17 protein-coding genes are annotated in these 24344 nt (G+C 69.6%); 14 read left to right on the top strand and 3 right to left on the bottom strand.

All coding sequences use genetic code 11. The features are described from left to right. The 9 genes from VFZ09_RS22635 to VFZ09_RS22595 form a co-directional block, all read left to right on the top strand. Positions 1–1020 (top strand): extensin-like protein (locus VFZ09_RS22635; protein WP_329729727.1); only part of this gene is annotated, 1020 nt, incomplete at its 5' end. Positions 1021–1229: 209 nt separating this feature from the next. Further along, on the top strand, positions 1230–2426 hold the full coding sequence (locus tag VFZ09_RS22630; RefSeq protein ID WP_329729726.1) for a hypothetical protein: 1197 nt from the start codon (positions 1230–1232) through the stop codon (positions 2424–2426). Continuing rightward, entirely contained in the window at positions 2426–3181 is a 756-nt protein-coding gene (locus VFZ09_RS22625; RefSeq protein WP_329729725.1) for a ferritin-like domain-containing protein, read from the top strand. Before VFZ09_RS22630 ends, VFZ09_RS22625 begins: the two co-directional genes overlap by 1 nt. A gap of 39 nt (positions 3182–3220) precedes the next feature. Then, entirely contained in the window at positions 3221–3757 is a 537-nt protein-coding gene (locus VFZ09_RS22620; protein WP_329729724.1) for a TspO/MBR family protein, read from the top strand. A gap of 32 nt (positions 3758–3789) precedes the next feature. Next, a complete protein-coding gene (locus VFZ09_RS22615; protein ID WP_329729723.1) occupies positions 3790–4701 on the top strand; it encodes an ABC transporter ATP-binding protein in 912 nt (303 codons plus the stop codon). Between the two features lie 13 nt (positions 4702–4714). After that, a complete protein-coding gene (locus VFZ09_RS22610) occupies positions 4715–8287 on the top strand; it encodes a M1 family aminopeptidase (RefSeq protein WP_329729722.1) in 3573 nt (1190 codons plus the stop codon). Between the two features lies 1 nt (position 8288). Beyond that, complete coding sequence (locus VFZ09_RS22605; RefSeq protein ID WP_329729721.1) at positions 8289–9209, top strand: MBL fold metallo-hydrolase; 921 nt, start codon at positions 8289–8291, stop codon at positions 9207–9209. 155 nt (positions 9210–9364) lie between these two features. After that, on the top strand, positions 9365–9730 hold the full coding sequence (locus VFZ09_RS22600; RefSeq protein ID WP_329729720.1) for a restriction endonuclease: 366 nt from the start codon (positions 9365–9367) through the stop codon (positions 9728–9730). Next, a complete protein-coding gene (locus VFZ09_RS22595; protein WP_329729719.1) occupies positions 9727–10284 on the top strand; it encodes a hypothetical protein in 558 nt (185 codons plus the stop codon). The genes VFZ09_RS22600 and VFZ09_RS22595 overlap by 4 nt, the downstream gene beginning before the upstream one ends. 13 nt (positions 10285–10297) lie before the next feature. Here VFZ09_RS22595 and VFZ09_RS22590 read toward each other — a convergent pair whose 3' ends face one another. Together VFZ09_RS22590 and VFZ09_RS22585 are read right to left on the bottom strand one after the other, a co-directional pair. After that, positions 10298–11077 (bottom strand): M50 family metallopeptidase, encoded by a 780-nt coding sequence (locus VFZ09_RS22590; protein ID WP_329729718.1) that lies wholly within the window; start codon positions 11075–11077, stop codon positions 10298–10300. Positions 11078–11154: 77 nt separating this feature from the next. Then, a complete protein-coding gene (locus tag VFZ09_RS22585; protein ID WP_329729717.1) occupies positions 11155–12222 on the bottom strand; it encodes an alpha/beta hydrolase family protein in 1068 nt (355 codons plus the stop codon). A gap of 60 nt (positions 12223–12282) precedes the next feature. On the opposite strand from VFZ09_RS22585, the gene VFZ09_RS22580 reads away from it, so the two are divergent. The 3 genes from VFZ09_RS22580 to VFZ09_RS22570 all read left to right on the top strand — a co-directional run bounded on the left by VFZ09_RS22580 (position 12283) and on the right by VFZ09_RS22570 (position 16804). Next, positions 12283–14496 (top strand): bifunctional class I SAM-dependent methyltransferase/NUDIX hydrolase, encoded by a 2214-nt coding sequence (locus VFZ09_RS22580; protein ID WP_329729716.1) that lies wholly within the window; start codon positions 12283–12285, stop codon positions 14494–14496. Between the two features lie 332 nt (positions 14497–14828). Then, positions 14829–16139: a hypothetical protein gene (locus VFZ09_RS22575; protein ID WP_329729715.1), complete on the top strand. Its 1311-nt coding sequence runs from the start codon at positions 14829–14831 to the stop codon at positions 16137–16139. A gap of 128 nt (positions 16140–16267) precedes the next feature. Beyond that, a complete protein-coding gene (locus VFZ09_RS22570; RefSeq protein WP_329729714.1) occupies positions 16268–16804 on the top strand; it encodes a hypothetical protein in 537 nt (178 codons plus the stop codon). A gap of 16 nt (positions 16805–16820) precedes the next feature. Here the strand turns inward: VFZ09_RS22570 and VFZ09_RS22565 are convergent, their stop codons facing one another. Then, the gene (locus VFZ09_RS22565) at positions 16821–19058 is read right to left on the bottom strand and encodes an ATP-binding protein (protein WP_329729713.1); all 2238 of its coding nucleotides are present in this window, start codon (positions 19056–19058) and stop codon (positions 16821–16823) included. 342 nt (positions 19059–19400) lie between these two features. On the opposite strand from VFZ09_RS22565, the gene VFZ09_RS22560 reads away from it, so the two are divergent. Together VFZ09_RS22560 and agmC are read left to right on the top strand one after the other, a co-directional pair. Next, positions 19401–21143, top strand: coding sequence for an OmpA family protein (locus VFZ09_RS22560; RefSeq protein ID WP_329729712.1), 1743 nt, complete (start codon positions 19401–19403; stop codon positions 21141–21143). Between the two features lie 18 nt (positions 21144–21161). Continuing rightward, the gene (gene agmC, locus VFZ09_RS22555) at positions 21162–24320 is read left to right on the top strand and encodes an adventurous gliding motility protein AgmC (protein ID WP_329729711.1); all 3159 of its coding nucleotides are present in this window, start codon (positions 21162–21164) and stop codon (positions 24318–24320) included. The last annotated feature ends 24 nt before the right edge of the window (positions 24321–24344 follow it).

Genomic DNA, 24344 nt, shown 5'->3' with positions numbered 1-24344 from the left:
TCCCGCGCCAAGCCGCGCCTCCGTCTGGGTGCATTCACCGGCGTCGTCGATCCCGCCGCGCCCGAGGAGCCGCAGGAGCAGCCCCCGCAGGCCCTGGCCCAGGAGTCCGACCAGGCCCCGGCCCCCGAGCCGGAGCCGGCCCCCGAGCCCGCCGCGACGGCCGCCCACGACCTGTCCGCCGAGGTGCGCGCCCGCGTCGAGCGCGCCCGCGCGCCGCGTCCCACCGCCTCCGAGGTGATTGACGCCGCCCTGCGCGCCCCCGCCGTCCAGGCGCCCCAGGAAGTGCCCGCCGCTCCCGTGGCCCGGGCCGAGCCGCCCGAGCACGAGGTGGAGGTGCAGACGCCGGCTCCGCCCAAGGAGGACCTGGACAACCAGGCCCGCCGCGAGCGGCTGAAGGAGCGCCTCAAGGCGGTGCGTGAGAACCCGCGTCCCGAGCCCCTGCCGGCCAGCGTGGCCGAGGCGGGCCTGCGCGCGGTGGAGCGCATCTCGGCGCTGCAGTCCGAGCTCACCAAGGTGAAGGCGCTCAACCTCACGCTCACCCAGGAGCTGGAGGTGTCGCGGCGCCAGGCGGAGAAGGCCACCGAGGAGGCCCGCCTGCGCATGGACGAGGCGCGCCGGCTCGCCACCGACATGGAGGGCCGGGTGAAGCTGCTCGGCGACCTCGAGCGGGAGCTGGCCGCCCTGGAGGGCGAGCGCGACGAGGCCCTGCTGTCGCTGCAGGAGGCCCGTCAGGCCATGCAGGCCCAGGCCCAGGAGCGCTCCACCCTGGAGGCCGCCGTCGCCGAGGCCAAGCGCGCCCTGGCCGACAGCCTCTCCGAGGAGGAGCGGCTCGCCGGGGAGCTGGAGTCCGCCAAGGACGAGGCCTCCGCGCTGCGCCGCACCGTGGACACGCTCCAGGGCGAGCGCGATGTGCTGGCCCAGCAGGTGGCCTCGCTCACCGCCGAGCGCGCCGAGCTGCTCGAGGCCCGCAAGGCGCTCGAGGCCGTGCACCGCGCCCTGAGCCAGGCTGTTTCCCGCTAGTCCCCGGGTACAGTCTCCTCCTGCTTCCGAAGCCCGCCGGTCCTCGTGACCTGGCGGGCTTTCTTGTGTCTGGAGCCCTGGAGAGCAGGCGGAGCGCCAGCACGGGTTTGCCGCATCCGGAGGGGAGTCGGAGCTTTACCGGCGAACCCGGGGGGGTGGTGTGCTCCGTGCGCTCCACGGTTCTCCCGAGACACTCAAAGGAGTGACACGTGGCTCTAGACCTCTTCAAGGAGAAGGGTGTCCCCCTGGACCGCCAGCGGTTCACCTGGAAGGACCTGACACGGAGGATGATCAGCAAGCTGGATGACGACGCCTTCACGCGCGTGCGTGTCATCCTGATGAACGGCATCGAATCCGAGTCCGTGCGCTTCAGCCACGCCTGTGCCCGGATGAACCGGGAGCTCCGCGAGCCGCTCGCCCTCATCCGCCGGGTGGAGCACTTCCAGCAGACGCTGGTCAACTGGCTGAATCCGGGGAACCAGTCCCCCCTGGAGACCACGCTCGGCTACGAGCAGACGGCCATCGAGGTGACGGCGAGCGTGGCCCAGCACGAGCCCGATCCGTACCTGGCCCAGACGTACCGCTTCGGCATGCTCGAGGACTTCGATCACCTGTACCGGTACTCGGCGCTGTACGACCGGCTGTGCGGCAAGGATCCGAACACCATCACCCAGAGCTATACGGACATCATTCCCGGACGGCTCACCGCCATCGAGCACCGCCATCCGCTGGACGACGTGCGCCGGCCGTATGAGGCGCGCACCGCGGCCCCCATCACCAGGCTCAACGCGCTGACCATCGTCTCGGCCGAGAACCAGGTTCACACGTACTACATGAACATCGGGCCGAGCTTCACCGATCCGGTGGCGCGCCAGCTGTACGCGGAGATCGCCGCCATCGAGGAGCAGCACGTGACGCAGTACGAGTCGCTGTGCGACCCGGGCGAGTCGTGGCTGGAGAAGTGGCTGCTGCACGAGGCCAACGAGGTCTACAACTACTACAGCTGCCTGCGGTCCGAGACGAACCCGCGCATCAAGGAGGTGTGGCAGCGGTTCACGGACTACGAGCTGGGGCACCTGCACTACGTGATGGAGCTCTTCCAGCGGCTGGAGGGGAGAGACCCCGCCGAGGTGCTGCCCCGGGAGCTGCCGGAGCCCATCGGCTACCACAGCCACCGCGAGTTCGTGCGCAAGGTGCTGATGAACGAGGAGGGCCTGAGCGCGAAGGGCACCGGGTTCGTGCCGCGCGCCGAGGAGGCCGAGCGCACGCTGCTCTACCGGCAGCAGCTCAACTCCGAGGGGAGTCCATCCGCGATCGCCTCCGCCGGCTACCGCTGGCGTCCGGGCACCGAGCTCGCGGAGGAAGCCGAGCGCGTGAGCACCCTGGCCGAGGGGAGGATCCAGTAATGGAACGCAAGGCGAGCGAGATGGGGATGAACCGGACGGGCATCAGGGTCCACCCGGTGAAGAGCAGGGAGACCGTCGAGGGCTCCGAGAAGTTCGCGCCGGACATCCCGGGGGATGCGTCGGTCATCGCGAAGCAGCGCCAGGACTTCGCGCGGGAGGCGGGGAACCTGGGCACGGTGCCGCCGCCGAACCTGAAGGGGATGGCCAAGGCGGCGATGGACCTGCTCAAGGGCGGCCGGGCCACGGTGCTCGTGGACAAGCTGGGCCAGCGTGCCGGCTTCGAGCGCACGGGGACGCGGCTGTACGAGCTGGCGCTGTCCAAGCTGGACGTGTTCGGCACGTGGGACGGCGGGCCCTCGCGCGAGCAGTTGGAGAAGATCCGCCGGGACGAGCTGTCACACTTCGCGCTCGTCAAGCGGACCCTGGAGAAGCTGGGCGCGGACCCCACGGCGCTCACGCCCGCGGCGGAGCTGCAGGCCAACATGTCCGAGGGCGTGCCGAGGATGCTGGCGGATCCACACGTCAACCTGCTGCAGTCGCTCGAGGGGCTGCTGACGGCCGAGCTGGTGGACAACGCGAGCTGGGAGCTGCTCATCGAGCTGGCGCGCGAGCTGGGGCACCAGGAGCTCGCCGAGGACTTCCAGCGGGCGCTGGACGTGGAGCAGGAGCACCTGGCGCTGGTGCGGGCCTGGATCGCGGCGGGAACGAAGCTGGAGGCGAGGGTGGGCGAGGAGGCCGCGGGAGCCCCGGCGTAGCGGACGGACGGACGCCCCCTCTCCCACGAAGACGTACCCATGGAGGTCGTGACGATGCTGGAGCAACACAATCCGAACAACCCTGCCCTGCGCAACCCGTCCCTGCGGAAGGAGTCCTTCGTTGCCCTGGGGACCATCGGGGCGCTCACGGCGGGCACGGCGCTGCTCGGAGGGAGCGTCTCGAACAGCGGGCAGCTCTGGTACAAGCGGCTGCGCAAGCCGGGCTTCACGCCGCCGCCGTGGGTATTCGGTCCGGCGTGGACGGTGCTGTACGGGCTGATGTCCATCTCCGCCTGGAGGGTGTGGAACCGGCCGGCGGGCCCCCGGCGCTCGTGGGCGCTCGCCCTGTGGGGGCTGCAGCTCGGCTTCAATGCGCTCTGGTCCCCGCTCTTCTTCGGCAAACACCGGCAGCGCGAGGCGCTCGCGGACATCGCCGCACTGGGCGTGAGCCTCGCGGCCTACACCGCGGTGGCGCGCAAGGTGGACACGGGTGCGGCGTGGATGATGGTGCCCTACCTGGCCTGGGTGGGCTTCGCCAGCGCCCTCAACGAGGAGATCGTCCGCCTCAACCCGTGACATGATGCCCTCCTCTTCTTTCGGAGGGCTCCATGGAGCTCCGCATCCAGAACCTGTCCAAGCGCTATTCCAACGGCACCCAGGCGCTCCAGGACGTCACGCTCACCATCAAGCCCGGCATGTTCGGGCTGCTCGGGCCCAACGGCGCGGGCAAGTCCACGCTGATGCGCACCCTGGCCACCCTCCAGGAGGCCGACAGCGGCAGCGCCACGCTCGGTGACATCGACGTACTGAAGGACAAGGACGCGGTGCGCCGGGTGCTCGGCTACCTGCCCCAGGACTTCGGCCTCTACCCGAAGGTGACGGCCGAGGATCTCCTCACCCACCTGGCCACCCTCAAGGGCATCTCCAACGCCCGCGAGCGCAAGCAGGTGGTGGACGCGCTGCTGCAGCAGACGAACCTCCACCACGCGCGGCGCAAGCAACTCGGCGGCTTCTCCGGCGGCATGCGCCAGCGCTTCGGCATCGCCCAGGCGCTGCTCGGCAACCCCAAGCTGCTCATCGTGGACGAGCCCACCGCGGGTCTCGATCCCGAGGAGCGCGTGCGCTTCCACAACCTGCTGAGCGAGATCGGCCAGGACGTCATCGTCCTCCTCTCCACGCACATCGTCTCGGACGTGCGCGACCTGTGCCCCCAGATGGCCGTGCTCAACGGGGGCAAGGTGCTGCTCACCGGCGCGCCCGAGAACATCATCGCGCGCCTGGAGGGCCGCATCTGGAAGAAGTTCGTGGACAAGGCGGAGCTGCCCAGGCTCCAGGCCGAGCTGCCCATCATCTCCCACCGGCTGCTGATGGGGCGCACGCTCGTGCACGTCTACAACGCCGGGGCGCCGGACGCCTCCTTCGCGCCGGCCGTGCCGGACCTCGAGGACGCCTACTTCGCCACCATCAAGGGACACCTCGCGCAGGAGCCGGCTGCCGGCCTCCAGGCCATCGCGGGCTGAGGAGCCACCCACCATGCTCTCCATCGCGCTCTTCGAGCTGCGCCAGCGGCTCAAGCTGCTGTCCACCTGGGTCTACTTCGGCGTCTTCTTCCTGCTCGCCTGCCTGGCGATGAACGCGGCGGGCGGTGCCTTCAAGACCATCATGCTGGGCGGAGGCACCGGCGGAAAGGTGCTCGCCAACTCGCCCTACACGCTGAGCAACCTGCTCTCCCTGCTCGGCTTCTCCGGAGTCATCGTCACCGGCGGAGTGATGGGCCAGGCCGTCTACCAGGACTTCGCGCACGGCACGCACACGCTCTTCTTCACCGCCCCCATCTCGCGCGCCCGCTACCTGCTGGGCCGCTTCCTCGGGGCCTTCCTCACGCTCGTCATCATCTTCTCGAGCATCGGCCTGGGGGCCCGCTTCGGCGCCTCCATGCCCTGGCTGGAGGAGAGCCTCATCGGCCCCACCGTGCCGGGCTCGTACCTGCGGCCCTACCTCGTCAGCATCCTGCCCAACCTCTTCTTCACCGGCGCGCTCTTCTTCGGGATGGCCGCGCTCACCCGCCGCATCCTCCCCGTCTACGTCGCCAGCGTGGTGCTGCTCGTGGGCTACCTCATGGGCAGCAGCCTGTTGAGGGAGCTCGACTCGAAGTGGCTGGGCGCGCTGGTGGATCCGTTCGGCATGAACGCGATGCGTCTGGTGACGGAGTACTGGACGTCCGTGGAGAAGAACACCGTCCTGGTGCCGCTCGAGGGCTGGTTCCTCCTCAACCGACTCCTCTGGGTGGGCCTGGGCGCCGTCATGCTCGGCTACACGCTCCTGCGCTTCCAGCGGACCCACGCGCTGGCGGGCGGCCGCGTGGAGGCCCCCGTCGAGACCGAGGCGCCCCGAGCGGTGCTCACGGTGCCCTCCGTCACGCGGGACTTCCGGGACGGCACCTTCCTGCGGATGCTCCCGCGCCTGGCGTGGCTGGACCTGAAGGAGACGGTGAAGAACGTCTACTTCCTGGTGATGGTGCTGGCCGGCATCATCATGGTGTTCGGCGCCTCGCGCACGCTCGGCTTCATGTTCGGCACCCCCGTCTACCCGGTGACGTACCTGGTGCTGGACCTGGTGGGCGGCGGCTTCAGCCTCTTCCACGTCATCATCATCACCTTCTACTCGGGCGAGCTCATCTGGCGCGAGCGCGACGCGCGCATGAACCAGCTCTCGGACTCGCTGCCCGTGCCCGGGTGGCTGCCCTTCCTCTCCAAGCTGCTGGCGCTCATGGGCGTGCAGGTGCTGCTCAACGCGGTGCTGCTCGTCTGCGGCGTGCTGGTGCAGCTCTTCAACGGCTACACCCACCTGGAGCCCGGCCTCTACGTCACGGAGCTCTTCGGCTTCCGGCTGTTGGACCTGTGGCTGCTGTGCATGCTCGCGGTGCTCATCCACGTGCTGGTGAACAACAAGTACCTGGGCCACTTCGAGATGGTGCTCTACCTGCTGTCGAGCACCTTCGCCTCGGAGTTCGGCTTCGAGCACGGCCTGTACAACTACGGCGGCGCGCCCAACCCCACGTACTCGGACATGAATGGGTACGGGCCCTTCGTGGGGCAGATGGTGTGGTTCCGCGTGTACTGGGCGCTCGTGGCGGTGGCGCTGGCCTTCGTCTCGCACCTGTTCTGGGTGCGGGGCACGGAGACCCATCCCCGGTGGCGGGCGACGCTGGCCCGCGCGCGGGCGTCGCTGCCGGTGCGGGTGGGCCTGGCGCTGTCCGTGGTGGGCGCCGTGGCCGTGGGCGGCTTCGTCTTCTACAACACCAACCGCCTCAACGTCTTCCGCACGGAGCACGAGGAGCAGGCGGAGTCCGCCGACTACGAGAAGAAGTACAAGCCGCTGGCGAAGGTGGCGCAGCCGCGCATCGTCTCGGCGAAGGTGGAGGTGGATATCTTCCCCGAGGAGCCGCGCATGAGGGCCCGGGGCACCTTCGGGCTCGTCAACAAGACGGCCGAGCCGGTGAAGACGGTGTACGTCCACCTGCCCGAGGACCTGAAGGTGTACCGGCTGGCGGTGGCGGGCGCCGAGTCCGCGTCCGAGAAGGACACGCGGCTGGGCTTCCACACGTACACGCTGCCCACGCCGCTGGCGCCGGGGGCCTCGGCCGAGCTCCAGTTCGAGCTGGGCCTGGAGCCGCGCGGCTTCCGCAACAAGGGCGCGGAGACGTCGCTCGTGGAGAACGGCACCTTCCTGCCCAGCTCGCTCTTCCCGCGGCTCGGCTACGTGGCCGCCTTCGAGCTCCAGGACGACCAGACGCGCAAGAAGCATGGGCTCGCGCCCAAGGAGCGCATGGCGGACGTGAACGACCTGGAGGCCCGGCGCAACACGTACATCGCCTCGGACTCGGATTGGATCACCTTCGAGGCCACGGTGAGCACCTCGCCGGATCAGATCGCCATGGCCCCGGGCTACCTCCAGCGTGAGTGGACGGAGAACGGACGGCGCTACTTCCACTACACGATGGACAGCCCCATCCTGAACTTCTACTCGTTCCTCTCCGCGCGCTACGCGGTGAAGCGCGACACGTGGAACGGCGTGGCCATCGAGGTGCTCCACCACCCGTCCCACGCGTACAACGTGGACCGGATGATCCAGGGCGTGAAGGACGCGCTGGAGTACTACACGAAGAACTTCGGGCCCTATCAGCACCGGCAGGTGCGCATCCTCGAGTTCCCCCGCTACGGCACCTTCGCCCAGTCCTTCCCCAACACCATTCCGTACTCGGAGGGCATCGGCTTCATCGCGAAGGTGGATGATGATGACCCGAAGGACCTGGACTACCCCTACTACGTGACGGCCCACGAGGTGGCGCACCAGTGGTGGGCGCACCAGGTCATCGGCGGCAACGTGCAGGGCTCCACGCTGATGTCCGAGACGCTCTCGCAGTACTCGGCGCTGATGGTGATGAAGAAGAAGTACGGCGAGGCGCGCATGGGCCGCTTCCTGCGCTACGAGCTGGATGGCTACCTGCGCGGGCGCGCCTTCGAGCGCAAGAAGGAGACGCCGCTGCTGCTCGTGGAGGGCCAGCAGTACGTGCACTACAACAAGGGCAGCCTGGTGATGTACGCGCTGCAGGACTACATCGGCGAGGACAACCTCAACCGGGCCCTGGCCGCGTACCGGCGGAAGGTGGCCTTCCAGCAGCCGCCGTTCACGAACTCGCCGGAGCTGCTCGCCGAGCTGCGCGCGGTGACGCCCGAGCACCTGCAGTACGTGCTCCATGACTTCTTCGAGCGCATCACCCTGTACGAGAACCGGGCGCTCAAGGCGACGTACACCGAGGTGGCGGGCGGGAAGTTCGAGGTGAAGGTGACGGCCAAGGCGCGCAAGCTGGAGGCCAACGGCACGGGCACCGAGTCGGAGCTGAAGCTGGCGGACTGGGTGGACGTGGGCGTGCTCGACAAGGACGGCAAGCCGCTCTACCTGCAGCGGGTGCAGGTGACGAAGGAGGACGTGGAGTTCACCGCGCTGGTGGACCAGCGTCCGGCGAGGGCGGGACTGGATCCGCTCAACAAGCTGATCGACCGCAAGCCGGACGACAACACGGTGGCGGTGGAGAAGCTGTGAAATGAAGAAGCCCGTGCGCCGGGTCTGGAAGGTGTTGCTCGGGGTGGTGGCGATGGTGGTGCTGTTCCTCGCCATCGCGCTCACCGCGGTGCCGGTCCCCGAGCGCACCGGTTTCGGTCCGTCCATCACGGAGCTGAGGGCGCTCGCCACGTCGACGGGCGAGCCGCTGCCCACGGAGTTCCGCCGCATCGTGGTGGGCGAGGGCTCCATGCCGGAGTTCGCCCTGGTGGCGGGGCGGTTCCTCGGGACACGTCAGGCCGTGTACCAGGCGCACCAGATTCTCTACGCCGATGGGCGGAGCGTCATCGTCGATGCCGGGAGTGATGCGGAGACGCTGGCGCGCAACATGCCCGGCTCCCGTGTCCTGGCGGACAACTACGCCCGGCTCCAGGAAGTGATGCGGCGCGCCGACGCCATCGTCCTCACGCACGAGCACTTCGACCACAGCGCGGGCATCGCGCACTCGCCGTTCCTCGATGAAGTGGCTCCACGGGCGATGTTGACGGAAGCCCAGCTCCACGGGAGCGATGCCGAGCGCGCCGGCTTCACCGCGGACGTCGTGGGCCGCTTGAAGCCGCTGCGTTACGAGGGGATGCACCTGTTGCGGCCGGGAGTCGTTCTCATCCGGGCGCCGGGCCACACGCCGGGGACGCAGCTGGTCTACGTGCGGCTGGCGGATGGCCGCGAGTTCCTGCTGGTGGGAGACATCGCGTGGCACCAGGACAACATCCTGCTGCCGCGCATGCACCCGAGGCTGGTGAACTGGCTGCTCGGCGAGGACGGCGAGGCGATGGCGAACCAGCTCCGCTACCTCCACGAGTTGCAGAAGGCCACGCCGGAGCTGAACCTCTTGGTGGCGCATGACGCGGCGCAGATGGCCGGGCTCCTCCAGCGCGGGCGGGTCCTGGACGGACTGCGGTAGGACGCCGCACGTCACCGGACAGGTAGATAAGCCAACTTGACGTGATGGGTTCTCACGGCGGATACTGCCGTGCGAGTCCTATGCACGGCGGGTGTGTGGGCAATGAATGGCGAGTGCGTTGGATCGCAACGCGTGTCAGAGGGGCTCGTTAGCCTTTGAGCAGGATCGGGCGGGGTTGGGGGTCGGGAGGTGGGGCGGTCTACGTCGATGGGCTCTCGTGTCTGGTCGAGTGCAAGCACTGGCGGGAGCCCGTCGACTTCAGCCCGATCGCGAAGTTCAAGGTCCGGGTGGATCGGCGGCCCCCGGCCGCTCTGGGTTTGATGTTCAGCGTGAAGGGGTTCACGGAGCCCGCGCTGCGGGAAGCCTACGCGCAACCCTTGCGCAATGTCCTGCTGTGGGACGGCAGGGATGTGTCTCTGGCTGTGAGGGGCGGCATGCGCGCGGCCCTCGGGGCCAAATGGCGAAAAGCCGTGGAGGAAGCCCAGGTGGATTACGAACTCAAGGCGGAGGACTTTCCATGATTCCGTGTCTCGTCGTGCGCGGGGAGGCGAATGCCCTGGTGCTTCGCAAGCTGCTCGAGCCCGAGTTCGGGCCCGAACTGCGCGTGCTCGGAACGGATGTCTTCTCGGAGAGTGTCTCCCTGGCGAGGTCCGTCCTCAGCAATCGCAAGGCCATCGTGGCCCTGGTCGCGGGGACGCGCTCGACCGAGCTCCAGAAGATTCGAGAGCTGCACCGCTTCCTCGTCTATGCGCTGGTCCAGATTGAGTGTCCGGACCTGTGGAAGGTGGTCCTGGTGGTACCGGACACGGAGGTGATGCTCTTCCAGGACCGGAACGTGCTGCGTCAGGTTCTCGGACGGGAGCCCACGGACGAGGAGCTCACACGCGGTCAGACCGAGCCCGTGCAGGTCCTGGAGGAGGTGTTGGGGCTCAAGAACAACATCCTGCGCGACGAGGAGCTGTGCCGGCGCCTGGAGTCCGTGGACGTGAGCTGTCTGGCCGAGCACCCCGTCGTTCAACAGGTGCGGCGCTTCTTCCGGGACCACCGCGAGGGCCGGTCCACCTTGAGTCTGTGAGCCGCCCCGCGCGCTAGCGCATGGACAGGCGTCCCGCCATCACGGGGCCGCGAGAAGCCGCCAGCCGCCGGCGCCGGACGATGGAGCGCAGTCCCAGCCACATGGCCGCGAGCGACACCGCCATCCACACCGCCGCCCAGAAGGGCGCGGGCAGGTACGTGAGCTGCGCCATGGCGTGCGCGTCGGAGACACCCACCTCCAGGCCGTAGCCGAACAAGCCCTTGATGTCCTGCAGTGCCAGGAGGCACGACAGCGCGGCGATCCACACGATGAGCCCCCGCCGCATCCACACCGGCCCCTTCCAGGCCACCAGTCCCAGCAGCGCTCCCATGCCGGCGATGAAGCCGAGCGTGAAGAGGCCGTCCGAGCGCGAGGAGCCGGTGGCGAGCGCGTGTGCGGCTCCCGGGTCCGGAGGCAGCAGCGGCACCCACAGCACGGCCACGCCCACCATCCAGACCACCAGTCCCCACAGCAGCGCACGTCCGCTGCGCATGCGCCCGGCGGCCACCAGCAGCAGGGCCCCGGCCAGCGAGGAGCCCACGTAACCGCCCGAGGCGATGAGCAGCTCCCTCCAGAGCGAGCCGGTGAGCGAGTGGTAGGTGAGCCCGCCCGTGGCCGGGCTGATGGTGACGCTGCTCACGTGGGAGCCCACCGCCCAGGCCGCCAGGGCGTGCCCGCTCTCGTGCATGAGGGTGACGAGCAGCCGGAAGGGGTACAACCACACCGTCTGCCAGAGGAAGAGGCTGGCCGCGGCGGCGAGCACCAGGCACGCCAGCAGCGCACGGGTGGACATCGGCGGCGGCTCGGGGACGGGACGCATACCCCTAGGACGCTAACACGGGGGGGTTCGTTCCGCCGGGGCGTCCTCTCTCAATGAAACTCCACGGGTCTGCCCCAGCTGTCCGAGAAGAACTGAATCACGTGGGCGTGCTCGAAGACGATTTCCCGGGGTTGCTCCGTGAGGTGGCCGTGCTCGGGGACGATCATCAGCGAGACCTCGCGCTGGTGCGCCCGGGCCTTCCGGACGAACGCGTCCGCGTCCGAGAGCGAGACCTTGGGGTCGCGCCCTCCGAGCATGAGCGCGAGCGGGCCCTGGAGCCTGTCCACGTAGGTGATGGGGGAGATGCTTCGGAGCAGGTCGGGCTCGGTGTCGGGGTCTCCGTACTCGCGTGCCCTGGCCTTGCGCAGGTCCTCCGGTGCGTTCTTGAAGAAGGAATAGAGGTCCGTCTTCGCGGCCAGGGCGAAGCCCGCGTCGTACGCTCCCGCGAACCGGGTCATTCCGACGAGCGCCTGGTTGCCGCCGTAACTCCAGCCGAGGATGCCCACCTTCGGCGTCCTGCCCTCCCGGCTGAACCGCGTCCGGACGTAGTGGCCGCAGGCCTCGATGTCCGTCTGCGCCTCGGGCTTCCGGGGGCCGTTGTCCGCGTCCGCCCACGCCTCGTCACAGCGGTCTCCCCGGATGTGGGGCTCGACGAAGATGAAGCCGGCCCGCAGGAAGAACTCCGGCCTCCAGTGGTAGCGCAGGGGGGCACAGGCTCCATTGAAGAAGACGATGACGGGGCAGAGGGTGTTCTCACAGGGCGGCGGAACGCGGATGACGAGCGGAATCGTCACCTCGCCATGCTGGAAGGACTCCACGCTCCCGGTGGCGCTCCAGCGCAGCGTCTTGCCTCCATCCGCGAGAATCTCCGCCAGCCGGGTGGCGAGCCGCGGGTCGGGCTCCCGCCGGGGGTAGGCCGCATAGAGTTCCTGGGGGGACCGGCTGCCCGTGACGAGCGGTGCCCCCACGTAGTCCGGACTGTTCGCATCGGGATGCGCCCCGAGCACCGGAGCCGGAATCTCCGCTGGCCGTTTCTCCGGATGCGCACAGTCCGTGAGCCACAGGGCCAGCAGGGCACCGAGCCAGGCTGGAATGGTGCGTGTCCTCGCCATCGTCATGAAGGCATCCTGCCATCCCCCCGTACCGCGGGGGTCGGGCCTCGTCATACAGTGGAGGGGATGGCGCCCAAGACGAGCACGGCCAAGACGTACGCCGCCCAGCACCGCGGCGATGCGGACCACTACGCCACCTACTTCGCGGGCATGGATGCGTCCATGCAGCAGAAGGTGGCCCTCACCACCGCGCACTTCCCCACGCGCGGCCGGGTGGCGGACATGGGCAGCGGCTCGGGCCGCGGCACCTATGACCTGGCCTGCCTCTACGGCGGCCTGGAACTGGTGGGCGTGGACATCAACCCCGTGTCCGTGGACATGGCCGCCACCACCTACCAGCGCCCCAACCTGCGCTTCGTGGCGGGCGACATCGCCGACCCCGTCTTCCCTCCCGAGTCCCTGGATGGGGTGCTCGACTCGTCCGTGCTCCACCACGTCACCAGCTTCAACGGCTTCTCGCTCGCCCGCCTGGAGACGTGTCTGGACAACCAGGTGCGCGCGCTGCGCACCGGTGGCGTCATCATCATCCGCGACTTCCTCGTGCCGGACGGGCCCGCGGAGGTGTGGTTGGAGCTGCCCACCACGAATGGCGCCGCCGAGGGTCCCGTCCAGGGCCTGTCCACCGCCGCGCTCTTCGAGCGCTTCGCGCGCGACTTCCGCTGCGGCGTCAACCGGGATGGGCCGGTGCCGTACACGCGGCTGGATTCGCCCCACCCGGGGCACGTGCGCTACCGGCTCGCGCTGCGCGCCGCCAACGAGTTCATCCTCCGCAAGGACTACCGCACCGACTGGGACGTGGAGCTGCTCGAGGAGTACACCTATTACTCGCAGTCCCAGTTCGAGGCCGCCTTCCGGCGCCGGGGGCTGCGCATCGTCAGCTCGATGCCCATCCGCAACCCGTGGATCATCGCCAACCGCTACGAGGGCCACTTCCACCTGTCGGGGCTGGATGGGCAGCCGCTGCCGTACCCGCCCACCAACTACCTCATCGTGGGCGAGAAGGTGCCTCCCGGGGCGGGCGTCGAGCTGCGCGAGGAGCACAGCGAGCCGCTCGCGACGCCGCGCTTCCTGTCGCTCGGTGCGTGGCGCCATGCGGAGACCGGCCGCGTCTGGGAGCTGGTGGAGCGCCCGGGGCGGACGGTGGATGTGCTGCCCTGGTTCCGGCAGGACGGCCAGGTGTTCGTGCTGGCCAAGAAGGGTTTCCCGCGGCCCATCGTCAATGCGTGCGCGGACCATCCGAACCTCGGGGGCGCGGAGCTGTCCGGCTACGTCACCGAGCCGCTGGCCGCCATCACCCATGCCGGTGAGGCCCCGGACAAGGCGATTGCCCGCATCCTCCAGGAGCGTGCCGGGATCGCCGCCGGCAGCATCCGTGGTCTGAGCGAGCCCGCGCACTACTTCACCTCGCCCGGCGGGGTGAGCGAGCGCGTGTCCGCTTACCTGGTGGAGGTGGCTCCCGCGGGCGGTGTGCCGGCGCCCGACTATGCCCCCTTCACGAGCTCGGGCTCGGTGCGGGAACTGGATGCGCGGCAGGTGCTGCGCGCGTGCCACGTGGGCGGCATGGTGGATGCCCGGTTGGAGCTCAACATCCACCGCCTGCTGCGTCACCTGGGCACCTCGCCCGGGCCGTGGATTGGCGCTCCCATCCAGCTCACCGAGCAGTCCGGTGGACCCCGGTGGGCCGACGACGCGCTGACGCCCGCGAAGCGCGCGGTGTTCTCCCTGCACGACGACGGGTCGGTGGGCTACCTGGACCTGCGCACCGGCACCTTCTCCGAGTACGACGCGGAAGGGAAGGTGCTGGCGAGCGTGCCGCGCGAGTACCTCGTGCCGCACGAGGCCAGCCGCAACACCGCGGTGGCGCTCCCGGTGGTGCGGACGAAGGAGGGCATCCGGGTGGGCATCGAGCACCGGGACCTGCCGGCGGTGCAGCACTTCACGGGCAGCGCCAGCCTCGCGGTGACACCGGCCTGGAGGCTGCCGCGGACGCTCGGCGATCTCAGTCAGGTGCCCGCCTTCCTCGCCGAGCGCCTGCGCGAGGAGTTCTCCGTCACGGTGCGACGCACCTGGGAGCTGGGCGGCTCGTATCATGCGACGCCGGGTGTCACCCCCGAGCTGGTCTGGCCGTTCGCCGTGGAGGTCGAGGCGGATGCGGCGTGCGACTCGCGCCTGCGCTGGATGCCGCTGGAGGTGCTGGTGGGCCAGCTGGACGCGGTGCAGGACGCACACCTGCGGGTGGTGGCCTGGCGGCTGGCGCACGCGCTGGGCGTGTTGAGGTGACGGTTCGGCCATCCGCGTGGGTTTGTCTTCTGGCCCTGCTGCTGCAGGCGTGTACGACGGCGGGATCGGCCGGAGGTCTGGGGCGCCAGGATGCGCTTCCAGACGAAGAGGTCGCGGGGGAGCGGCCTCCTCCGTGGGAGACGCGTGGTCGTGTGCAGGACGAAGAAGCACGCCGGGCCGAAGCGACAGCGGCTGCCGCGGGCATGCGAGGCGTGGCCAGTCTCGTGGATGAGGCGGAGGTGGAGCTGACCTTTCGCTTCTGGGCTCAGGATGGCGCGTTGACGCTGCTGTCGTGGAAGCGGGGGCCTGGAGGAACGGGTCGCTCGGAGGGCATGGACTCCTGGGTCCCGGGCCTCGATGCCAGCTTGCCTCTCTACGTGGGAACGCGCATGGGCGAGGTCGTCCTCACCGTGCGCGGCGAGAGACAGGGTTGGCGCCTGAATTCCTTCACCTGGGGGGATGGCGCTAGGCCCCTCGAGGCCAAGACGTTGCCGGTGCGGCGCACGGGCATGTCGGCGGAGACCCTCGCGCAGGCTCATGCAATGGCCTCCCAGTTGAGCCATGTGCGGGTACCCGAGGGCGGGAGGGCCGCTCTCCTGGTCGATGTGCGGCTGGACGACGATCGGCTCCTGGGTGCCGAGACCGTGCGTTACGAGTCCCAGGGTGACTCCTCCATCGGGGTTCCTTCGCCGAGCCTGACTGTCTCCATCACCCAGGCCCTCCTGCCGTTCACCCAGGGGATAGGTCCGCGCACGGTACGGCTTCGGTTGGAGGCGGAACATCGGAGGGCGGATGGCCATGCACGCTGGCGTGTGATGGAGGCCGAAACGCTGCGGCCAGAACTGCCGGGTTCGCCCTCGCTCATCGCCGAGCACTACGCGCTCTACGAGCGGATCCTCCGCGAGTGGCGGGAGGAGACGGCGGCGACCTTCCAACAGGCGGGGATGGCCAGTGCCGAGTTCCTCGCGACGTGGTTCATCGGCAGTCTCGCCCTACGGGGTGGCCTCGCGCTCTTCGAGGCGGTGGCACCCAGGTTGGCACCCATCCTGGCGCGTGGTGGTTCGGAAGCCGTGGCGTGGTTCCGTTCCTTTCTCGCCCGGATACGCCCGAAAGAACGGGAGACGTTCCAGCGCTTGTGGACGAAGGCCCAGACACAGGGGCTCTCGGCGGCGGAGAAGACCCAACTGCGCAAGCTCCTGGCGCGTTTCGAGGAACTCCTCGATACGAAGTTGGATGAGGAAGCGCGCAAGCTCCTGCGACGTCAGGCGAATACGGACTTCTACAAACTGCGTCCGGAGCTCGCGAAGACGTTGGTGGACGCAGCGGGGAGCAAATACCCGGTTCATCACCGGATTCCCCTGGAGCATGCGCACCGGTTTCCCGAGATGAACATCAACGGCTCGGCCAACCTCAATGCGCTGCACTCCACCGTTCATGAGCGGGTCAACAATGTCTGGACTGCATTCAGGCCGGCGAGCAGCAAGGCATCGGGTGGCGAGGTGAGGCAGGTGGCGGATATCGTCGACCGGCATTTCCAGCGTTGGTACGACACTGTCTACGAGCAGGCCTCCGAAACCGCGCTCGAGCAAGCCGAGAAGGCGGCCCTCCGGGAGGTGCGCATGCTGCTGGCTCGCCTTCCGTAACAGAGGTGTTCATGGTCTCCGAAATGCCGTTACCGGGATTCGAGCGGTTGCTGGACGTGTGTCGGAAGCACGATTTCTCCGTGGAATCGTTGCTGCCTGGGCGCTCCATCCCAGGCGCGGGGGAACTCGTGGCGGGCCATCCCCTCGACCCGGTTCTCGCCGCCCTCTACAAGCGGATGGGAGGGCTGCGCATCGCGGGGACGGACGGTGAATTCCTGCTGCATCGTCTGGATGACCAGGTGGATGGGCTCGCTGTCGCCACGAACTCCCGTCGACGGGGCACGCAGGAGCCTTTTCACTCCTCGGTGGCCTTTGGCTGCATCCCGGACCTCGCCTACTACTACGCCGTGGTTCCGGGTCTGGCCGACGAGCGGGGGCTCCAACCGGTCATCTACATCAACGCCTATGAGGAGCGGTACGTCCTGCCCGTGGCCTCGGACGTGGATCGTTTCTTCGACACCCTCTCGCACTACCTCGAAATCCTGGTGGTGGATGAGGGGTATCGTCGCGATGGGATGCGAGGGGTCGACTTCCCCACGGGCGTACCCGAGCTCATCGCTCGAGACCGGCGGCTCGTCGAGATGCTCGTCACCGGGCGCTTCGATTTCATCATGAACCCGGGCAACGAGTATCAGGACTGGCTCGCACGGGTGACGTCGGCCTGAGCGGGGAGGGCTGACCCTACTCCCGCCCCTCTTCCTGGTGCGCGGCGGAGTCCCGGTGGCCGTGCTCCGGTGCCACGGCCGCTGGGAGCCGCACCGTGGCCACCGCGCCACCTCCCTCGCGCGGGCGCAGCGAGATGCGGCCTCCGTGCCGGCGGATGATCTCCCGCGACACGTACAGCCCCACCCCAATCCCCGAGATGCCCGTCAGCTCTCGCCGGTCTCCCCGCTCGAAGCGTCCGAAGAGCTGCTCCTCGTCCTCCACGCGCAGGCCGATGCCCCGGTCCGCCACCACCAGCTCCGCCTCGCCCTCCGGCCCCCTCCGCGTCCACACCTGGATGGTGCCTCCCGCCGGGCTGTACTTGATGGCGTTGGACACCAGGTTGTGCACCACCTCGCTCAGGTCCATCCGCGTGCGCTGCAAGGGCAGCTGCTCCAGCCCCAGCCGCGAGGCGTCCAGCAGCTGGTTCACCAGCCGCGTCACCCGGTCCACCTGCCGGCTCACGTTGTCCAGCCGCTGCGCGTGCTCGTCCCCCAGCTTGCGCCGCAACAGCTGTACCTGCGCCTTGAGCGCCGTGAGCGGCGTCTTCAGCTCGTGCGAGGCGATGGAGAGGAAGGCGTCCTTCTCCCGGCTGGTGCGCTCGATGGCCTCCAGCTGCCGGGACAGCTGCCACGCCATCCGGTCGAACGTCTCCGCCAGCTGGTTCAGCTCGCGCGGTGCGTCCTGGGCCGCCTCGGCGGCGCGGGCCGTGCGCTCTCCCGCCGCCAGCCGCGCCGCCGCATGAGACACCCCCTGCACCGGGGCCACGATGGTGCGTGAGAACGTCACCGCCAGCAGCACCGCCGACACCGTGGCGAGCCCCAGCGTCCCGAGCAGGCCGAAGTAGGCGCGCTCCACGTCCCGCTGCAGCCGCGTGCCCGGCTGCTGCACCACCACCTTCCAGCCCAGCGGCGACACCTCCACCACGCCGAAGTGCTGGAGCGTGCCCATGCGCACCAGCGTCACCGCGTCCGGCTCGCCCTCGTAGGTGCCCGTGCCCCGGGGGCCCGTCCGCTCCAGGGCCCGCGCCAGGGACGTGCTGATGATGCTGCGCAGCTGCCCCGTGTCTTCCTCCGCCGAGTCGAAGACGAGCCCACCCCGCGTGTCGACGACGAGGATGCGCCGCTGCCCCTCTCCAATCTGCGCCTGGGCATGCCGGCGCAGCCGCGGCAGGTCCACCGCCGCCAGCACGTACCCCGCGTACTGCTCGTCCCGGCGGACGGGGGCCAGCGTCACCACCAGCGGCCCCGCAACCCCTCCGCGTCCGAGGAAGACGTCGCTCACCATCGGCCCGCGCGCCTGCCGCACCTCGTGCACATAGGTGCGATCCGAGAAGTCCGTGCCCACCAGCGGACGGCCCGCCGCGTCGGTCCTCGGGGAGAACGCGAGCGCCACCCCCTCCGGACTGCCCACGTAGGCGTTGAGGACCTCGGGCGAGTAGGTGACGAGCGCGTCCAGCTCCCCTTCCAGGAAGTGGCGGCCCGGCAGCGCTCCCTCCGCCGAGAGGCTCGAGGAGAGCGAGCGGGCCAGCCGCGACACGCCATGGCGGGTGTGCGTGAGGCTGCTCTCGATTTCATTGGCCACCACCCGCGCGGCATGCAGGTTGGCCTCGTCCAGCTGCCGCACCTCGGAGGTGTAGCGCTCGCGGCCCTCGGCGCCGCCCAGCACCAGCAGCGGGATGAGGGCCCCCAGCGTGAGCGCCGAGCCGAACACCCGGCCCAGCGACAGGTCCGCCAGCGGCAGCGGCAGCAGGGCTCGCAGGCGTCTGCGCACGGGCGGCAGCAGCAGCACCACCTGGAGGATGAGCGCCGCCAGCAGCCCGTTCACCGCCTGCTTCACTCCCGCCACCAGGATGGCCGAGGTGGGGATGTCCTCCAGCAGGAAGTAGGTGACGAGGAAGTACAGCGGGCTGAGCACCCAATACAGCGCGTCCGCCACCACCGGGGTGACGCGCCGGCGCAGCGCGCCCACCACGAGGCCCTCGAGCGTGAGGTTGAGCCAGCCCCACGGGTGGCCCCACAGCCAGACTGTCCTCACTCCGGACACGGCTCCCGCCAGCGCCCCCGCTACAGGCCCGCACAGCACCCCGGCGGTGAGCACCAGCAGCGTCCCCAGCAGCAGATGCACCCCGGGCAATACCTCGAGGGCCGCCAGGTTCAGCACCCACCCGGCCAGCCCGAGGCCCAGGCCGCGAACGATTCGCCCCAGGACGCTCATCCGTGCCCACGGTGCGCACCTGCTGCCGTCACGGCAACGTTTGTTTGCCCTCGGGACGTACCGGGAGTACGAACCACCGGTTCACTGAAGGACAAAGCAGGCGTGCGCGAGACTTCTCCACCGGGACTGGAAGCCGGAATCGCGGTTCCCCGAAGGACAGGCGGGCGTGCGCCAGACCCTGAACGATCTCTGGACACCCCGCGCCATCTCGGGTCTGTATGCGCCCGGCGTCATCCAGGAGTCGCACGGGGAGTCTTCCTCGCCTCGCTCTTCACCCGGGATGCAGTGCCAGGGGCGGTCCATCCGGAAACGGACTCGCAGGGGCCCCGACACGGAAAAATCATGAGCCACACCAAGCCGTTCCTCCTGTCCGCCATTGCCACCCTTCTGCTCGGCCCGGCCGCGCTCGCGCAGCCCTCGGGCCTGCCGTCCTTCGAGCTGGAGCGCCTGGAGCTCAACCCCAACGGCCGCGGCTCGCTGCTGATGGGCACCGGCGAGCTGCTGCCCAAGGGCGGCTTCCGCCTCTCGCTCGCGGGCCAGTACGAGAATGACCCGCTGGTGATGTACCGCAATGGCAACCGGTTGGGCTCGGTGGTGGGAAACCGGGTGACGGGACACCTGCTGGCCGCCTGGGCGCCCATGCAGTGGCTGGAGTTGGGCCTGCAGCTGCCGCTGGTGGTCTGGCAGAACGGGGATGACCTGAGCGGGCAGAACATTGCCTCCCCGGCCAGCACGGGCCTGTCCACGCCGACGGCGCACGTGCGGCTGGGACTGCTCGCGCAGCGGCGGGAGGCGCCGGTGGACCTGGCGCTCGAGCTGGGCGTGGGCCTGCCCGTGGGCAGCGTGGACACGCTCTCGCGCGACAGCATCGTCCGGCTCTCGCCCAAGCTGATGCTGGGCCGGAACTTCGGCGCGCTGCGCGCGGCCGTGGAGGCTGGTGCGCTGATCCGTCCCGCCGTCGTGCTGGGGGACGTGGGCGAGGTGCAGGACGAGCTGGGCAACGAGGTGCGGCTGGGCGCGGTGGTGGCCACCACGGGCGACGGGCTGCGCGGTGAGCTCAACGTGCGGGGCAGCGTGCCGCTCACCCGCGAGGCGAGCTCCCTGGAGGTGCTGGCGGGCCTGCGGCTGCCCCTGGGCGAGTCGCTCGAGGCCTACGCGCTGGGCGGCCCCGGTTTCGGCAATGCTCCGGGCACGCCCACCTTCCGCGTGCTGCTCGGCGTGGCGGTGGGCGGCGGCGAGCGGGGGGATGCCTCGCGCCGCGATGACGATGGCGATGGGGTGGTGAATGGCGAGGACACGTGCCCCGCCGAGGCGGGCCCGGCCGAGCGCCAGGGCTGCCCCGTGAAGGACACCGACAAGGACGGCATCGAGGACGCGGCGGACACGTGCCCCACGGAGGCGGGTCTGGCCGAGCGTCAGGGCTGCCCGGTGCGGGACGCGGACCAGGACGGCATCGAGGACGCGGCGGACAAGTGCCCCACGGAGGCGGGCCCGGCCAATCGCCAGGGTTGCCCGGTGCGGGACGCGGACCAGGATGGCATCGAGGACGCGGCGGACAAGTGCCCCACGGAGGCGGGCCTGACGGAGCTGCGCGGCTGCCCGGCGAAGGACTCGGACGGTGACACCGTGGCGGACCACCTGGACAACTGCCCCGCCGAGAAGGGCGTGGTGACCAACGCGGGCTGCCCGGTGCAGCAGAAGCAGATGGTGGCCATCCAGAAGGGCAAGCTGGAGATCAAGGAGCAGGTGTTCTTCGCCACCGCCAAGGCGGTCATCCAGCCGCGGTCCTTCAAGATGCTGGACCAGGTGGCGCGCATCCTCCAGCAGCACCCCGAGGTGGACAAGATGGTCATCGAGGGCCACACCGACGACCGCGGCAACGCGGAGGCCAACCGCAAGCTGTCGCTGGCGCGGGCCGAGGCGGTGAAGGGCTACCTGGTGAGCAAGGGCGTGGAACCGGCGCGCCTGGAGGCGAAGGGCTTCGGTCCGGACCAGCCCATCGCGTCCAACAAGACGGACAAGGGCCGCGCGGCCAACCGGCGCGTGGAGTTCATCATCGTCACCCCCGAGCGCGAGCTGCCGTAACCGAAGGAATCGAAGAACATGAAGAACGGACTCTTCAAGAAGTGGCTCACGGCGGCACTGTGCGTGCTGGCCCTCGGCTCGACGGCGGCGCTGGCCGAGCCGGATACGTTCTACCTGGGCACCGGGCGGACCGGCACGTTCACGGTGGTGGGCTCCAACAACGTCATCAACAGCTACGGCCGGGTGACGAACGCGCCCGCCGCCAAGGAGGACTTCCTCCAGGTGGACTCCGTGTTCTGCTCGGCGCCTCCCTGCTTCGCCGTGGGCGATCTGGTCATGGTGCTGCAGACGACCGGCATCGTGCCCGAGCCGGATTCCGGTGACACGGGTGCCACGAACATCTCCGACAAGCCGGTGGGGCGCTGGGAGCTGGCCCGGTTGAAGACGGTGTCGGGCTCGGGCTCGACGGCGGATCTGACGCTGACCGCGCCGCTGGTCTACTCGTATACGAGCAACGTGACCCAGGTCATCCGGGTGCCGGAGTACATCGACCTCACCATCGATACCGGAGCGACCCTCAAGGCGCAGGCCTGGAATGGCCGTATCGGAGGCGTCCTGGCGTTCCTGGCCCAGGGGAAGGTCATCAACAATGGCACCATCACCGCCAGCGGCGCGGGGTTCCGGGGCGGAGTCTTCGTCAGGGACAGCAGCGGCAAGGCCGGATGCTTCGGCAATGACGAGCCGGCCCAGTCTGGAGCGCAGAGAGGTGAGGGCCTCGCCAGCCTGCGTTATGGCACCGCGCAGACGGGCCGGGGCAATGTCGCCAATGGCGGTGGCGGCGGCGTGTGCGTGCAGTCGGGTGGCGGTGGTGGTGGCAACGGCGGAGCCGGTGGGCAGGGTGGCTTCACCTCCGATATCGACAGCAGCCGGAACGTAGGCGGGCTGGGCGGAACGGTCGTCCTCCGCTCCACCCGTACGGCCGATAGCCTCGCCCTGATCGATCGCCTCATCTTGGGGGGGGGTGGCGGCGCGGGACATGGCACCGACCCTTCGGGCACCGCGGGTGGCTCGGGTGGCGCGGGCGGCGGCATCATCTTCATCCGGGCCGGTGAGCTCCAGAATGCCATCGGGTCCAGCTTCACGGCCGCCGGGGCGGCGGGTGGCGCGGCGACGACGGATGGTGCCGGCGGTGGTGGTGCGGGTGGAGACATCTACCTGCGGGTTGCTCGGAGCATCACGTGCGCGTCCACGACGACGAGGCTCTCCGTCAGTGGTGGCTCGGGTGGCAGCGTCTCGGTGGGTGACTACGTGGGGCCCGGTGGCGGCGGTGGTGCCGGGCGCATCCTGCTGCAGGCCGAGAGCGTCACTTGCGGCACCAGCACCCTGGGTGCTTCGCCTGGTTCCCAGCTGGATCCAGGTGCACCAGGAGGAGCGCCTTATGGTGCAACGGCAGGCGGAGCCAAGGCCGCTGAAATCATCTCCAGCTCCTTCGCACCTCCGGCTCCGCCCACGGTGGTTTCGCCGGCGAACAACTCCTTCACCAACAACGTTCGTCCTCCCATGACCGGCACGGGCGCGCCAGCCTCGTCCAGGGTCTACGTGTACGTCGACGGCATCGAGCTGGGGTGGACGACCTCCGATGCGTCGGGCAACTGGAGCTTCACCCCGACGGCGGACATCCCGGCCGGGGCGCACCAGGTGCGGGCGGTGGCGGAAGCCCTGGGCGTGCGGAGCAATCCGAGCGCCGCCAACACCTTCACGGTGGATCTCAAGGCGCCGGAGGCCGTCATCGTCTCGGGTCCGGCGTCGCTGGTCAACTCGCGCAACGCGACGTTCGACCTGGATGTGAAGGAGGCGGATACGGGCGTGGTGTACGAGTGCAAGCTGAGCCCGGCCACGGCTTTCACCACCTGCTCGGACCCGGCGGCCTTCACGGTGCCGGCGGATGGCCCGTACACGCTGGTGGTGCGCGCGCGTGACGCCGCGGGCAACGTGGGCCCGGAGACGACCCCCTACGCCTGGACGGTGGACACCGTGGCGCCGGAGGCTGAAATCCTCTCGGGACCGCCGAGCGTGAGCAACTCGCGAAACGCGACGTTCGACCTGGATGTGAAGGTCGCGGACACGGGCGTGGTGTACGAGTGCAAGCTGAGCCCGGCCACCACCTTCACCAGCTGCGCGGATCCGGCGAACTTCACGGTGCCGGCGGATGGCTCGTACACGCTGGTGGTGCGCGCGCGTGACGCCGCGGGCAACGTGGGCCCGGAGACGGCGCCCTACGCCTGGACGGTGGACACCAAGGCCCCGGACGCGCGCATCGTCTCGGGACCGTCGAGCCTGAGCACCTCGCGGAGCGCGACGTTCGACCTGGACGTGGTGGAGCCGGACACGGGCGTGACGTACGAGTGCAGGTTGCTCCCCATCGAGGCGACCTTCACCCCGTGCACGGACCCGGCGAACATCACGGTTCCGGCGGATGGCCTGTACACGCTCGAGGTGATCGCGCGTGACGCCGCGAACAACGTGGACGCCTCGCCGGCCACGTACACCTGGACCGTGGACACCGTGGCGCCCGCCGCGCCCGTCGTGGAGAGCCCGGCGCCGAACGGCACGGTGGACACCCTCACGCCGGTCATCCGCGGCACGGCGGAGCCCCACAGCACCGTCACCGTCATCATCGACGGCGTCGTGGTGGGCACCGTCCCGGCGGATGCGTCCGGCAACTGGAGCTACACGCCCACCTCGCCGCTGGAGCTGGGTGAGCATCGTGTCCAGGTCCGTGCCACGGACGAGGCGGGCAACACCGGCCCCACCACTCCCGATTCGCACACCTTCACCGTCGCTCAGGACACCTCGGCGCCGGAGACGGCCATCGACTCCGGTCCGTCGGACACCACCTCGGAGCGCACCGCGACGTTCGAGTTCAGCTCGAACGAGCCGGGCGTGACGTACGAGTGCAGCCTGGACGGCGCCCCCTTCACCCCGTGCACCTCGCCGGTGACCTTCACCAACCTGGCGGATGGCGAGCACACCTTCCGGGTGCGCGCTCGCGATGCCGCGGGCAACGTGGATGCCTCTCCGGCCGGCCGTACCTGGACCGTGGATCCCAACGCGGGTGGGGATGTCGCCTTCCTGGGCGATGGCATCGGCTGCTCGGCCTCGGGTGGTGACGCCTCGTGGCTGCTGATGGGCCTGGGCACGTTCCTCACGCTGTCCCGCCGCCGCCGCCGGAACTGAGCGCTCACGGCACATGACCCGGGC

Origin of the sequence: Archangium sp. (assembly GCF_036277355.1) — a bacterium.
In the GTDB taxonomy this organism is placed as follows: domain Bacteria; phylum Myxococcota; class Myxococcia; order Myxococcales; family Myxococcaceae; genus Archangium.
Note: the sequence above shows the minus strand (reverse complement) of the source record. Positions and strands in the feature narration are given on the sequence as shown.

Excerpts from the sequence above, each read along its gene's own strand:
- VFZ09_RS22580 (WP_329729716.1), top strand. The coding sequence starts at position 12,283 with ATGGCGCCCAAGACGAGCACGGCCAAGACGTACGCCGCCCAGCACCGC.
- VFZ09_RS22575 (WP_329729715.1), top strand. The coding sequence starts at position 14,829 with ATGGACTCCTGGGTCCCGGGCCTCGATGCCAGCTTGCCTCTCTACGTG.
- VFZ09_RS22595 (WP_329729719.1), top strand. The coding sequence starts at position 9,727 with ATGATTCCGTGTCTCGTCGTGCGCGGGGAGGCGAATGCCCTGGTGCTT.
- VFZ09_RS22585 (WP_329729717.1), bottom strand. The coding sequence starts at position 12,222 with ATGACGATGGCGAGGACACGCACCATTCCAGCCTGGCTCGGTGCCCTG.
- VFZ09_RS22620 (WP_329729724.1), top strand. The coding sequence starts at position 3,221 with ATGGAGGTCGTGACGATGCTGGAGCAACACAATCCGAACAACCCTGCC.
- VFZ09_RS22615 (WP_329729723.1), top strand. The coding sequence starts at position 3,790 with ATGGAGCTCCGCATCCAGAACCTGTCCAAGCGCTATTCCAACGGCACC.
- VFZ09_RS22610 (WP_329729722.1), top strand. The coding sequence starts at position 4,715 with ATGCTCTCCATCGCGCTCTTCGAGCTGCGCCAGCGGCTCAAGCTGCTG.
- VFZ09_RS22565 (WP_329729713.1), bottom strand. The coding sequence starts at position 19,058 with ATGAGCGTCCTGGGGCGAATCGTTCGCGGCCTGGGCCTCGGGCTGGCC.
- VFZ09_RS22560 (WP_329729712.1), top strand. The coding sequence starts at position 19,401 with ATGAGCCACACCAAGCCGTTCCTCCTGTCCGCCATTGCCACCCTTCTG.
- agmC (WP_329729711.1), top strand. The coding sequence starts at position 21,162 with ATGAAGAACGGACTCTTCAAGAAGTGGCTCACGGCGGCACTGTGCGTG.
- VFZ09_RS22590 (WP_329729718.1), bottom strand. The coding sequence starts at position 11,077 with ATGTCCACCCGTGCGCTGCTGGCGTGCCTGGTGCTCGCCGCCGCGGCC.
- VFZ09_RS22625 (WP_329729725.1), top strand. The coding sequence starts at position 2,426 with ATGGAACGCAAGGCGAGCGAGATGGGGATGAACCGGACGGGCATCAGG.
- VFZ09_RS22605 (WP_329729721.1), top strand. The coding sequence starts at position 8,289 with ATGAAGAAGCCCGTGCGCCGGGTCTGGAAGGTGTTGCTCGGGGTGGTG.